The sequence below is a fragment of the Xenorhabdus khoisanae genome (assembly GCF_001037465.1).
In the GTDB taxonomy this organism is placed as follows: Bacteria; Pseudomonadota; Gammaproteobacteria; order Enterobacterales; family Enterobacteriaceae; genus Xenorhabdus; species Xenorhabdus khoisanae.
On the sequence record NZ_LFCV01000165.1, the window covers coordinates 1 to 13914 of the forward strand.

Annotated in this window: 12 protein-coding genes; 7 read left to right on the forward strand and 5 right to left on the reverse strand. The window is 42.0% G+C overall.

The window, feature by feature from the left end; genetic code table 11:
* Positions 1–102 precede the first annotated feature (102 nt).
* Entirely contained in the window at positions 103–1248 is a 1146-nt protein-coding gene (locus AB204_RS18770; RefSeq protein ID WP_235428142.1) for an alpha/beta fold hydrolase, read from the forward strand.
* Positions 1249–1666: 418 nt separating this feature from the next.
* Positions 1667–2851: a threonine--tRNA ligase gene (thrS, locus tag AB204_RS18775; RefSeq protein WP_053067950.1), complete on the forward strand. Its 1185-nt coding sequence runs from the start codon at positions 1667–1669 to the stop codon at positions 2849–2851.
* A 48-nt stretch (positions 2852–2899) separates the two neighbouring features.
* Here thrS and AB204_RS18780 read toward each other — a convergent pair whose 3' ends face one another.
* Complete coding sequence (locus tag AB204_RS18780; protein WP_047964909.1) at positions 2900–4294, reverse strand: amidohydrolase family protein; 1395 nt, start codon at positions 4292–4294, stop codon at positions 2900–2902.
* A 517-nt stretch (positions 4295–4811) separates the two neighbouring features.
* On the opposite strand from AB204_RS18780, the gene AB204_RS18785 reads away from it, so the two are divergent.
* Positions 4812–4994, forward strand: coding sequence for a hypothetical protein (locus AB204_RS18785; RefSeq protein WP_047964910.1), 183 nt, complete (start codon positions 4812–4814; stop codon positions 4992–4994).
* Positions 4995–5190: 196 nt separating this feature from the next.
* Here AB204_RS18785 and AB204_RS18790 read toward each other — a convergent pair whose 3' ends face one another.
* Positions 5191–6042 (reverse strand): alpha/beta fold hydrolase, encoded by an 852-nt coding sequence (locus AB204_RS18790; RefSeq protein ID WP_047964911.1) that lies wholly within the window; start codon positions 6040–6042, stop codon positions 5191–5193.
* A 245-nt stretch (positions 6043–6287) separates the two neighbouring features.
* Between AB204_RS18790 and AB204_RS18795 the strand changes: the two genes are divergently transcribed.
* From AB204_RS18795 to lhgO, 3 genes are read left to right on the forward strand one after another with little or no spacing between them, the layout of a single operon-like run.
* Positions 6288–7337 (forward strand): TAXI family TRAP transporter solute-binding subunit, encoded by a 1050-nt coding sequence (locus AB204_RS18795; RefSeq protein WP_047964912.1) that lies wholly within the window; start codon positions 6288–6290, stop codon positions 7335–7337.
* A gap of 54 nt (positions 7338–7391) precedes the next feature.
* Complete coding sequence (locus AB204_RS18800) at positions 7392–9365, forward strand: TRAP transporter permease (RefSeq protein WP_047964913.1); 1974 nt, start codon at positions 7392–7394, stop codon at positions 9363–9365.
* Positions 9358–10548 (forward strand): L-2-hydroxyglutarate oxidase, encoded by a 1191-nt coding sequence (gene lhgO, locus AB204_RS18805; protein WP_047964914.1) that lies wholly within the window; start codon positions 9358–9360, stop codon positions 10546–10548. Before AB204_RS18800 ends, lhgO begins: the two co-directional genes overlap by 8 nt.
* On the opposite strand, the gene AB204_RS22885 is transcribed toward lhgO, so the two are convergent.
* Positions 10545–10718, reverse strand: coding sequence for a hypothetical protein (locus AB204_RS22885; protein WP_161796583.1), 174 nt, complete (start codon positions 10716–10718; stop codon positions 10545–10547). The two genes, lhgO and AB204_RS22885, sit on opposite strands and share 4 nt — an antisense overlap.
* Positions 10719–10749: 31 nt before the next feature.
* On the opposite strand from AB204_RS22885, the gene AB204_RS20975 reads away from it, so the two are divergent.
* The gene (locus AB204_RS20975; protein ID WP_053067951.1) at positions 10750–11409 is read left to right on the forward strand and encodes a methyltransferase; all 660 of its coding nucleotides are present in this window, start codon (positions 10750–10752) and stop codon (positions 11407–11409) included.
* A 106-nt stretch (positions 11410–11515) separates the two neighbouring features.
* Here AB204_RS20975 and AB204_RS18815 read toward each other — a convergent pair whose 3' ends face one another.
* On the reverse strand, positions 11516–12085 hold the full coding sequence (locus tag AB204_RS18815; RefSeq protein ID WP_047964915.1) for a HutD/Ves family protein: 570 nt from the start codon (positions 12083–12085) through the stop codon (positions 11516–11518).
* Between the two features lie 125 nt (positions 12086–12210).
* Positions 12211–13632: an aminotransferase-like domain-containing protein gene (locus AB204_RS18820; RefSeq protein WP_047964916.1), complete on the reverse strand. Its 1422-nt coding sequence runs from the start codon at positions 13630–13632 to the stop codon at positions 12211–12213.
* Positions 13633–13914 lie beyond the last annotated feature (282 nt).

Sequence of the window (13914 nt, forward strand, 5' to 3'; positions counted from 1 at the left end):
GATGTGTATCCTTCTGGGCGTTTATTCATCAAAAACTACCTGTTTTCATAAAACACTAACTAAGATTATCAAAAAATAACTAAGTGGAAATAAGAGGTAGATATGATCACAACATCATCACAAAACCAAAAACTCAATGACACTGAAAATGAAATACTGAAAGTATGTCAAGAAGTACTACATGTAGAGTCAATGAATATCAAAGATGATTTTTTCAGTCTCGGAGCAGACTCCATCTCGCTGGTCGAAATACAAATTTTTATTGAGCAAAATTTAGGAAAGAAAATAGATTGGAGCGATGTACTTAGATTCAGAAATGTTGAATCCCTCGCCGCTTTTATTGATTCAACTCATCGCCCTCCCCCCCAAGACAGAAGAGAAATCAAATGGCATGGCGTAAAATATGCTTTTCGTGTCATTGGTGATATCAGTGCAACAACAGCAATACCAAAGCTTATTATAGCGGGCGGTTTTCAAGATATGTATTCCTTGCCACACCTTGAGTATCTTCTCAAAGATGACGGCCCGCTCATATTTGTTGATTTACCGGGAACAGGCTCTGCGGATGATATTCCCGAAAGTCTTCCCAAAAAGGAATGCTTTGAATTTCTTGCTCAATGCGCACGACATATTTTAGATATTCTTTCCTTGCAAACAGTAAATCTCATTGGTATTTCCTACGGTGGCGCTACTGCTCTGGCATTCTCATATCAATGGCCCGATAGAATTAATAAATCAGTATTAATCGGTACCGCATTAACTCAACCACCTCACATTCAAGATAGGCTCAATACAGCCTTACGATTACTCAGCGAAGGGGAATACGAAGAATCTACAGAGCAGATAATTTCAAGTATCCTCTGTCTCGAACCCGGTATTAATATATTAGGAAGAGATACGACATATAAACTTCTGAAAAAGACGCTACAAGAATCAACGCGACATCAGGGAGAACGATATGAACATCTCCAAATACGTCTCTTAAACCAAAAGAAATACGAGAAAGCCGAAGGCTTTAACAAGCCAATTTTATTTGCTACCGGCGAGTATGACATCATTACACCGCCTGAATATGTTAAGCATTGCGCGTCTATTTTTCCAAACTCAATATTCACCACCATTAAAAAATCAGATCATCTCGTCATGGTAGAACGCCCGGATGTGCTGGCCGATCTTCTTATACGATTCTTCAACGGGAAGGATTTAACCAATAATAGCGATCTGAATGCGATTGAATTAATCAATTAGTCATTCTTCTTAAAAAAGCACATCGCAGGTTTTGTCATATTAAGAGTCTATCCCAGCAGGCTCTAAGCACTATTCGGGTAACATATTAAATTTCCAGTATGTTACCTGACAATAACATTGATATGAAAATCCTTTAAACGATTGCGAAAAAGTTACAGCGAGGAAGTCAGAGGTTATTAAGAAAGTTCATTATTTAACTTGCTTTTTCTGATTCTGGCTGCTAATAATTTCAACATTATGAAAAATAGATTGTCTTACATTCTGGCCAAGCCAGCCCAACAAACTACCACCACCGAAACCATCAGGTTGTTCGGGGGGTAGGCACGACTGAATTCTTAAAACCCTCTGAGCGATTCGCCAGAGGGTTTTTTTATACCAACTTTATGCGTTTCGCTCAGAGTTTCATCAAGGAGAAACTATGAAAACTCACCGTGAAATCGCGCAACAACTCGACTTGTTTCACTCGGAGCCCCAAGGGCCGGGCATGATTTTCTGGCACCCAAATGGATGGCGGTTGTTTCAGGCCATTCAGCAGCATATCCGCCAACTTTATCAACAACATGGTTTTCAAGAGGTTCGCACTCCCCAGTTTTTGAAAAAGGAGCTATGGCAAACTTCCGGTCATCTTACAATGTATGGCGAAAATATGTTCTTTGGTGGTGATCAGGAAGAAATACAAGATTACGCGCTAAAACCTATGTCTTGTCCGGCACATATTTTACTGTTCAAACACAGTGTGCACAGTTACAGGGAACTGCCCGTAAAGCTATTTGAATTTGGACTCGTCCATCGTAATGAATCTTCTGGTTCTCTGAATGGCTGTTTGCGTCTACGGCAGTTCACTCAGGATGATGCCCATGTTTTTTGTGACTGGTCACAAGTTCAAGTTGAAGTAAATCATTTTCTGAACCGGGCCAGACTGGTTTACAGTCAATATGGCTATCAGCAGCTTTCGGTCAAAATCTCCACTCGACCCGAATTTGCTTTGGGAGATGACGCTTTGTGGCAAAGAGCTGAACAGATTTTAATTGAAGTCTGTCACAGTGAATCAATTGATTTCGAATTACAGGTTGGAGAAGGCTCATTTTATGGGCCAAAAATTGAACTGGCACTTCAGGATAATCTCGGACGTGAATGGCAGTGTGGCACAGTTCAACTGGACTTTAATCTCCCGGAGCGCTTCGATATCACATACACAAATGCTGCCGGAGAAAAAGAACGTCCGGTGATCTTACATCAAGCCATGTATGGCTCAATAGAGCGATGGCTTGGCATGCTGTTGGAAGTCACTCAGGGCGCTTTGCCGGAGTGGATTCATCCGTTACCCATTGCGATTGCAACAGTCAATGAAGCTGCACTCGATTATGCCAACACAATAGTGGATTTACTCAAATCTGCGGATCTACATGTGCTGGCAGATCACAGTAATAGTTCTGTAGCCCGTAAAATTAAACGATTCCATCAATTAAAAATTCCTAATATCTTGATTGTCGGAGAGCAGGAAATGAAAACACGTCAAGTTGCGTTACGTCGGGGTAAATGGGTTACTGTCATAGAAAAAGCACAACTGGTAGATAAGTTACTTGCATACAGAAATCTGTGACGACCTGAAATATCGTTTCGGTCACTGAGTTATGCAGTGACCGAAAACTTAAAGCCTATCCATTTTCCCCACGCTCCCCCATACCATTTCCCCTTTATGGAATGTCGCGGTTCGCGGCGAAATACGTGCCACCGCCTCAGCAGAACAGGAGGCATCCACCAGCACAAAGCTGGCATCATCCTGCACTTTAGGCCATATGCGCTCGCCTTTATCATTGAGCGGCAGCACATCGCCAGTGGCAATCCCCAGTGCACGAGACAACGCCTGCTCGTTCGGATAAATATAGAGCTGTGCATACAGGTTGGCTTTTTCCAGCATGTCACCCAAACCATATGGTGACCAGTGATCAATTACGCTATCGGTGCCGGTCATCACGAATACGCCTTTGTCGCGTAACTGTTTGAGCGGCATATGCAGCGTACCGATAGGCACAGTCGATGCAATAGTTATCTGCTGCGCCGCCATGCGGGTAGCTATTTCATCCACTTGTTGTTCATCCAGCGTCGCCAGTGCAAAGGCGTGGCTGATGGTCAGTTTGCCTTTTAACTGTGGCGTTTTTTCAACGGTGTCTATCATGTAATTAATCGCCGCTACGCCTGCCAGATCGGTTTCGTGCAGATGAATGTCCACTCCTTTGCCATAGTCCAGCGCAATCTGGAACATAGTATCAAGGGACTTTTCCATCACGCCGTCAACGCTGGTGGGATCAAGACCGCCCACATAGTGTGCCCCCGCCTGCATCGCTTCACGCATCAACGATTCTGATTCGGCAAGCAAGAGACCATGCTGCGGGAAAGCCACAATCTCACAACTAAAACCAGATTGACGACGCGTCAGCACTTCTTGCAGGTTTTCAAGATTTTTCAGTCCTGAAGTTGGTTCAATATTGCAGTGACTGCGGGCGATGGTGGAACCTTTCGACTGGATAAGGTCAATCAGTTTTTCTGCGCGCTCCTGAGTGTATGGTTGCAGTTCCGGTAATATTTTCTGCTCAAGTTTGATCATGTCCTGAATTGTGGTACCAGCCGGTCGGTTGAGGGCGCGCCATGATCCACCATAATAAGTTTTATCCAGATGAATGTGCATATCCCGCATTGCCGGGAGTATCAATTTACCGCCCGCATCGTAACGTGGTAATGGGCTGTCCAAGTACTGTTTGTTTCCGCACAACGCAACAATTTTACCCTTGTTGATTTCCAGAGTTTTCAGCTCAGTCAGAGTACCGACTACTGTTTGTCCCTCAAATGCAAACCCCGATTCCAGCAAAACATTATCTAAATAGTAATGCTTATCAGTTACCTGCATGGAATTACCCATTCCACAGTCTGCTGTAACTGACTGAACAGCATACGCAACAGGGCTGACTGCGCCCAACAACGCACAAGTAGTGACCATTTTTCCGCTCTGGCTTAAAAATTCACGACGGCTTTTATTTTCGTTCATGCCTTCTTCCTTTTTAGTCGCTAACAATATATATGCCCACCTTACTGTACAGTGTGATTCTGATGTCATCATCATATGTTATTTCATGAAAGCTTACGAAAATCGATGTTACTGTATTTTATTTTAATAACCTCCCTGACTTGTATAAAATTAGCTAATCTAAAATATTTTCAGGTAACCTTTAATAAATACAACAACCCGTTTATTTTATAATAAAATCAATAAATTTAAATAATTACAAGGAACTTCATTATTATTTTCAATGGAATGTAAATAGGGTAAACAAACCTGTAGTCAAGGTAAAATGAAATATATAACATCGACCATAACAAATGAAAAATACTATACTCAACAAATCTCAACCTGAAGGTACAGTGTAAGAGATCAATACGTTATTGTTGTGGTATGTTGTTAAGTATAAATAATGTGCCACTCAATTGTGAAAGATAGATTACTTTTAGCATTAGTATAAATCTTCATCATGTAAACAATTACATTCTTACTAAGGAATTAAATCATGAATAGAAAACTAGCTGCCTGTATACTTTCATTAATTATCGGCGTAACTGCTACTGCCAACGCAAATGCGTTTGTTTGTAATTTTCTTGCAGGTTATGCAAAAACTGCTTGCATAACATTATGTAACAAAATTCCTGACAGTGGTTTTTGGGGGAATTTAGCGAAAGGGGCATGCTTATAATTAAACCCTAAATATAAATCCGATAAACTTCATTATTCAGTGAGTTAATACAGACAGATAAATTATCTTATTAAAAATAACTGATATAATATGAATAAGAAAATAAGGATACCCTTTATGTTAACAAAGGGTATCCTTAATATTGTTTTATGCAAATAAAAAATGGGCACATTAGTAGAATGGACAGCCATTAAATTCATTGAAAATCATTGAGAAACTCAGCCAAAATCGGATTAAATACTTCTGGAGCTTCCCAGAATGGGGCATGGTCAACATTCGCTAAATTGAATACCTGATTTTTCCAAAGATTTCGGTAATTCAACCCATTAATATAGTCGATGTTAATAAATGGATCACCAGCACCATTAACAATCGCTAACGGTATTTCACTGGTCTCAGCCAATAGTTTTTGATCAGTCGCTTGAGATGAAAGAAAAGCTTCAAACATATATTGTCGTGTCAATCCATCTGTTCTTGCTACGGCTTCAATAAGGAAAGATTCATGAGGTGCATTGACCCCACAAGTTTCGTATGCAAAATGCTTAATATCTTCTTCAGTAAAATCAGCTTTGCCAGCAAGCCCCATATGTTCGCAGGGTTTAAAACCAAGGGCCACGTTATCTGCACCAATCGCTACCGGTGGAGTACCACAGATCATTAGCCCAACCATTTTGGGACACAGTGCCAACATTTCCAAGCCAATATGCCCTCCCAATGACCAGCCAAAAACCACGACTCTGTTAATCCCTAACTTTTCCAATACCTCAATAATAGTGCGTGCATAACTCGGCATTGAATATGCTTGGCGTGGTTCACTGGCATTTGATGATGCGCCATGTCCGGGCAAATCTAACGCCAAAACTCGGTATTTCCCTTTTAGATAGTTCCCTTTTAGATAGTTAATTTGGTGACGGAATATTTCTTTACAACTTGAATTGCCATGTATCAGAAGGACGGGTAAACCATTACCGCCAGTATCTATTACCGATATACCAGCATAACGGGTTTGAATATCATAGTAGTTAATATCATCATGTGTAGCAGTCATTATACTATCTCCTCAAAAATCAATAACAAATTAACTCAGGCAACCTATCAGCCTTGGTAATCCGTTAAAAATTATTTCGTACTTTCCTTACACAAAATCCATATGCCATTACACATCTTTTATTTTGATATTTTCAATACCCCTATCACAAATTAGCAATATTAAACTCTGAATTTAATGTGTCATACTGTATATAATTTAACAAATCGTTAAACACTTGTTACTCAACATTTGGTAATTATGTTATGACAATAAAAAAGAGAACGTCGAAAAAACTCAAGTTTCTATTGGCAACAATTGCCGCCATTATTTTGATCTTCATGGCTATCGCAGGAAAGATAGAAAATGCCAATAAACGTTTTCTCTCCGTAGCTACCGCTTCCACGGGTGGAACTTATTACCCGATGGGCGTCGGTTTAGCCAATGTATGGAGTAACCATCTGAAACAGGAAAATATTCAGGTCACGGGGCAATCTTCAGCCGGTTCGATTGAAAATATTGACCTGCTCCAGAAAGATGAAGCACAACTCGCTATTTTACAGAATTTGATCGCTGTCGAAGCCTATCAAGGTGTCCGTAATTTCGAAAATCGTCCTTATCAAGACCTGCGTTCCATATCCGTGCTCTGGCCAAATGTTGAACATTTTGTTTTGTCAGATAATACGATCAAGGATGGAACACTGAATGATATTGCCGGAACCCGTTTTTCTGTCGGGCCCCAAGCCAGCGGCACTGAGCAATCTACACTGATTATTCTCAAAGGCATCAATCTTAGCAAGCAGGATATCCAACCGGAATATCTTGGCTATGGCGATACCGTTTCTGCCATGCGGGATGGACGTCTTGATGGCGGGGCCTTACCTGCTGGTGTACCAGCATCGGCTGTCACAGATATGTATGCCAGCGGCGTTCCTGCCCGCATCCTCAATGTGACAAATGAACAACTGGAGAAAATTAACGCCATCGCTAACTCGTGGTTTCGCTTTATCATCAAACCAGAAACTTATCCTCGCCAAAAACAGCCCGTTCAAACAATCGCTCAACCCAATATTCTGATGACAACCCGCAAAATAGATGAAAAAACCATTTATGAATTAACAAAAGCGATGTTTGAAAACCAGAAGGAAGTCCACCAAATCCACAGCTCTGCGAAATACATTCTGCCCGAAAACGCCCTAAAAGGTGTTTCCGTTCCATTACATCTTGGTGCCTATCAATATTATCGCGAAATAGGTCTGAATATCCCCGATTACCTTGTGCCTCCGGAACTTAAATCTGCGGTCAATCGACCATAATTTTCACTCCGATTTTTAACGGGATGCTATTGTCCATAATATTATGGAGTTACTATGAATACTGACAATATAACGTCATCTTCTGCTGTTGAGCTGGATAAAGAAGCAGGCTCCGGCAGCCGCCATTTAATGGGTGTCTATTTGAAGTTCACAACCATACTTGCTGTCACTATTTCTCTTTACTCTATCTATTCCAACGCCTTATCCAATACGCAAGAATTTTACCGCAATGCAACTTTCCTTAGTGGCATTCTGGTTTTAGGCTTTATTCTGTTTCCAATTTCCAAACGTTACTCGACTTCCGAATTCAATTATTGGGATTACTTTTTTATTCTGCTCACACTGATAAGCTATGGGTATTTTTATTTTACTTACACTGACTTGCATGTTGTACGTAACAGCATTCCCAACACCACAGATTATGTCATGTCCGTTATCGGTATTGGGGTGCTATTTGAAGCAGCGAGGCGCACTACAGGCTATTTCATACCGGGTTTATCCATCTTTGCCATTATCTATGCCCTATTCGGCCAATATTTCATGGGGATCTTCGGGCATGCCGGGTTTTCGCTTGAACGTCTGCTGTTCCGCTTATTTATGACCAGTGAAGGCATTTTTGGTATTACGCTATCTACCGCATCAACAGCAATCATCACTTTTATTCTGTTTGGCGCATTTTTAAGTGTCAGTGGTGCAACTGCCTTGTTCAATGACCTTGCTTTATCAATAGCCGGACGTCGCCGTGGCGGGCCAGCGCAGGTTGCTGTTATCTCTTCTGCCCTGACAGGTTCACTCAGTGGCAGTGCTGTTGCCAACGTTGCTACAACAGGCACCTTCACCATTCCTTTGATGAAAAACATCGGGCTATCTTCCCGTTTTGCCGGTGCGGTCGAAGCGGCGGCATCAACGGGAGGTATGATCATGCCACCTATTATGGGCGCAGCCGCATTTATCATGGCGGGTTTTCTGGGTATCTCCTACACCACTATTGTGATTGCGGCCATCATTCCGGCTCTGCTCTATTACGCAGCCCTGATTATCGCTATTGATCTGGAAGCCAAAAAACAAGGATTAAAAGGCATCAGCAAGGATAATATTCCCCAAGTTAAAACCGTACTGAAAGCGCGTGGTTTGTTATTATTACCACTATTTATTGTGATCGGAACGCTATTAACCGGAAAAACCCCGATTTATGCCGGTTTCCTCGGTATCATCACGATTATCATCGCAAGCTGGATAACACCAGATACTTCTGTACGCATGACACCCAAAAAAATTGCCGCTGCCCTGAATGAGGCTGTTCGCGGGGCTATTCAAGTTACCGTCGCCTGTGCCGCTATTGGCGTTATTATCTGTGTTGTCACCATGACGGGTATTGGTTCTACGCTTGCTTTCAATATTGTTTCACTCACCAATAATACCCTATGGATGATTCTGCTTGTTGTAATGGCGGTTTGTATTGTCCTCAGTATGGGGTTACCTTCAACTGCCTTATATATCGTCGTTGCTGTGACAGTGTCACCCATATTAATCAAAGCCGGTGTTTTACCATTGGCGGCCCACTTCTTTGTTTTCTGGTTTGGCGCGCTTTCCAATATTACACCACCTGTGGCACTTGCCAGTTATACAGCAGCCAGCATTGCCCGTGCTGATCCAATGCAAACTTCATGGAACGCAGTACGGCTGGCTTTGCCGGGCTTTATCATTCCATTTATTTTAGTGTACAACCCAGCATTATTGATGCAGGGCGACCATTTAAATGCCCTGTCCATCAGTTATATTATCCTGACGGCCCTGATTGGCATCTATTCACTTTCCATTGCCTGCGCAAATTTCTGGATGAGCAAAACCCATTGGTTAGAAAGAATTCTCTTCGCGATCGCCGCGATTCTTTTAATCAAACCGGGAGTGCTGACTGATCTAACTGGAGTAGTATTGATGATCGCCGCAGGAGCCATGCATTTTTTACGCAATAAATGGGGTCGTTTGAAAAATAAAAATCATGAGGAACATTCTAAAAATGTATGACGTGATTATCATTGGAGCTGGATTAGTCGGGCTTGGCACTGCCAATGCCCTGCAAGAACGTCATCCGCACCTGCGCTTGCTCGTGTTGGACAAAGAAAATGGTGTGGCAGCGCATCAAAGCGGCCATAACAGCAACGTTGTTCACTCTGGCATTTACTACACTCCCGGCAGTTTAAAAGCACGGCTGGCAAAACAGGGCAACCGCACGATATATCAGTTTTGCCAGCAGCACGGGTTATATTACGACCGTTGCGGTAAAGTGATTGTCGCAACCCAACTCAAAGAACTGCCTTTGCTGGAAAATATCTATCAACGAGGGGTGCAGAATGGCCTTGAAGTCAAACGGCTTTCACAAGCTCAATTAAAAGAACGCGAGCCTTATGTTAATGGCCTTGAGGCAATTCTGGTGCCGGATGCAGGTATTGTGAATTATCCGGAAATTGCCACAAAACTGGCTGAAATTATTCAGGCCAAAGGTGGAGATATTCATTATCAACAACAGGTTCAAGGTATTTGTGAACACCGGGATTATGTTGATGTACAAACTCAAAAAACCCGTTATCAAGCTAAATGGCTGGTGAATTGTGCCGGATTGTACAGTGACAGAATTGCCCAGTTGGCAGGTTATAAAACCGGCATGAAGATTGTCCCATTTCGGGGCGAATATTATGTACTGAATAACAGTAAAAATTATCTGGTTAATCATCTGATTTACCCGGTGCCCAATCCTGATTTCCCCTTCCTCGGCGTTCATTTTACACGGATGCACAATGGCAAGCGGGATGTCGGCCCGAATGCGGTACTGGCATTTAAGCGCGAGGGATATCATAAAACGGATTTCAACCCACGCGATTTAGCAGAGGTACTGACATACAAAGGATTTTGGAAGATTGCTACACGCTATTTTTGCGAAGGCGTAGCAGAAATGCAGCGTTCATTTTCACGCCGTCTTTTCACTGAGAATGCCCGTCAGCTTATTCCTGATTTGCGGCCAGAAGATATCAAACCGGGACCTGCCGGCGTTCGCGCTCAGGCACTCACCGACGATGGCAAATTGGTGGACGATTTTCACTTTGTAAAAGGTCGCCGTTCATTGCATGTATGCAATGCACCCTCTCCAGCGGCTACGGCGTCGATAGAGATTGGCAGGGAAATTGTGAGGCAGTATTTCACTGAGTTTTAAGGATTGATATATTTTAAACTGACAGATACCGAAAAAATGATAACAAAGCGCCCCATAACAAAATCTGTAATAGCGACAATGAATAGCATACTGATAGAATTGATGGCAGCGATATCCAATAAAGACTGGCTTGGCCACAAAAATATCTCTTGACTGTATCTATCCTTCATCCTTGCAAATCATCCTAAAAAAGAGCTTATTATGAATAAGAATTGCAAACTTTATGTAGAATGGTGGTTGGAGCAGGAAAAATTACGGACAAATAATGGAGTCCCTGAAAAAATAACACTGGCAGGAATTAAGTTAGCTGTTACTCCTCAAGTATTTCTTCCATCCCCATTACAAACGCACTCTACACCATTACTTATAAAAAATATTAAGCATCATAATTTTACTGGAAAAAAAGTCCTTGATATAGGAACGGGCAGTGGCGTTCTTGCTATTTATTCCGCCCTTAAAGGTGCATCTTTGATAACAGCAACAGATATCAATGACGATATATTACACCATGCTAAACATAATGCTTATCTGAATAAAGTTACTGACATCCATTTTATAAATAGTAATCTCTTTGAATCTGTCGATGGTAAATACGACTACATATTTGCCAATGGACCAATTTCTCCTGAATCCTGGTCAGAAGAGAAACTTTCCGGACATACCATATCAAGTTATGGGGAAACTCTTTTTAGTCAGTATCGTGACTATCTGACTAATGAAGGAGTGATGTTTATGACATTCGCAGAATTTGGCCCAACGGAGACTTTCTATAAAGCGCTTCAAAAGAATTCCGTTATACACAAAGAAAAAAGAGAGACAAAATTTGGTGTATGGTGGAGCTTTCATGAAATAAAAAAATAAGTACCAGTCTACAAGGGAGAAAATCCCCAGGACATAGATAACTATGTCACTGGGGGCGTGAGTGAATGCAACCAACGAAAGTCTAAAAGGTGATCGGGTATCCTATTTACCCAACAGGGCGTAAATCAACCCATAATAATTGGCTATCTGTAACTAATGGCTTAATAACCCCTTCCCTGATATCCGGCAACCACCATGCTCCCTGACCAAAAGCAAGCTGAGCACTATTTGCGCCTGTCATTTCCCAACGGCCTTTTAAAACATAAAGTACGCCACTGTGAGATGTCGGCAATAAGCGCTCATCGGAAACCAATGAGATCTCAGAAGCCCAACAGGAACGGCGGGTCATAATATTGAAGCACTGAATCGGGCCATCCAACAATTCAGCATTTCCCCGAATATCGCCTGAAAAATGGAATGGTGCCATCTTTTTCACCAGTTCATGCTCCAGAAAACCCGGACTGGTCAAGCGAGCACCATTCCCTTTCAATAAAACAATGGAGCGTTCAATATCAGGGAACTGCCCCAATGCGCCACTTTGATGAATGGTCGTAAAACAGGCTCGCCAGGCAAAATCATCAGAAACTGGCCAGCAAACAATATCCCTTGTTTCGCCTCTCCCTTCAGACCATTGCTCTTTTGGTAATGTTGCATAATCGAAACATTTCATTTTCATGCCACTCCCTCACCACTTTTATATTCTGTTTACAGCGTCAAAAGATGATTAAGTCAGATTGTTAATAGGAACATTCGCAAATAATTCTTCCTACGACAATATTGAGATAGTTGAAGTGTGATTGATTACCCGCATTCCTTGAGAAACATGTGGCACATGCTCCCCAAATTTTTCATTGCAACAGCCTGCATTTCATTCCATGCAAATGAAGTATTCAGACGGAAGGCATGATCAAACTGGGAACTGGTGGAGAACATACTACCCGGCGCAATACTAATATTCTTAGCCAGTGCCAATTGGTATAGTCGATTGGCATTAAAAGGCGGTTCAAACTCCAACCAAAGAAAATATCCCCCACGGGCACTGTTTACTTTCACTGACTGAGGGAAATATTCACTAATTGCCCGTAACATCTGGCCTTGCCGTTGCTCCAACTGGCGTCGCAGCCGCCGCAGATGATTGTCATACCCTCCTTGCGCCAGATAATCCGCAATGGCCAACTGGGTTGGAGTACTGGCAGACACTGTACTCATCATCTGTAATTGCTGAATTTTCTTCGCATGTTTACCCGCAGCAACCCAACCGACTCGATATCCGGGTGCAAGGCACTTTGAAAATGATGAACAGTGCATGAAATTATTTTCTGTATCCCATGCCTTTATTGGCGCAGGAGGCTCCTGCTCGAAATACAGTTCACCATATACATCATCTTCAATCAGGGCGATCTGGTTTTGATTTAGCATTTCCACCAGCCGCTGTTTATTTTCAGATGGCATCGTGCTGCACAGTGGGTTTTGAAAACGCGACATCAACCAACAGGCTTTTATTGGATATTTTTGTACGATTTCTTCCAATGTATCTAAATCAATGCCTGTATGTGGATCTGTTTTAATCGCGATAGCTTTCAATCGCAATCGTTCTATCGCTTGTAACGCGCCATAAAAAGCAGGAGATTCAATCACTACCCAATCTCCCGGAGAAGTGACGGATTGCAGGCTGAAACTTAATGATTCCATGGCCCCCGCAGTAATAACAATCTCATCCGGTGAAACGTGGATACCGTGGGCAGCATAACGGCGAGATATATTGCGCCGTAACTTTTCATTACCCGGCGGCAGATTTGCCAGCGAATTATGTGGGACAAACCGACGGGCGACTGAAGCCAATATTTTTGAAAGTTTAGGTTCTGCCAACAGGGAAGGGTCAGGAAAAGCCGAGCCGAAAGGGATAATTTGCGGATCTTTACATGCCTGCAAAACATCAAAAATAGACGCGCTAATTTCCACATTTTCACTTAAATTAAGTTCCTTCCCTCCCTTTGCCGCGGCAAAGGGCTTTAACCGAGTGGCGACATAATATCCTGATTGCGGTCGCGCGACGATCCATCCCTGACTTTCCAGCAGTTGATAGGCTTGCAGCACCGTCATCAAACTCAATCCTGACGATTTCACCGATTCCCGTAGTGATGGTAACCTGTCACCCACTTGCCAAATATCGTCTTCTATCTGCTGGCGGATCATGCCAGCTAATTGTTCATAACGCGTCATATGCCAGGCTTCCGTTTTAAGTGTTATAGTTATTAAATGAAAAAATAAAACTATTATATCTTAAATATTTATATCTGACTCACCCATCAACAAAGAAAAAACAACCATAATATTCTTTTTCATAATCTATCTTATGCCGACTTTAATACCATTTAATTAATCAGTTATATTTTCATAAAAAAAATAAATCTAAAATCATTCAATACATGATGTAAAATTAAAACTAAAAAATAATTTACTAATTTAAGGCGAACGAAAACTCTCTATTTCCCTGTTCAACAT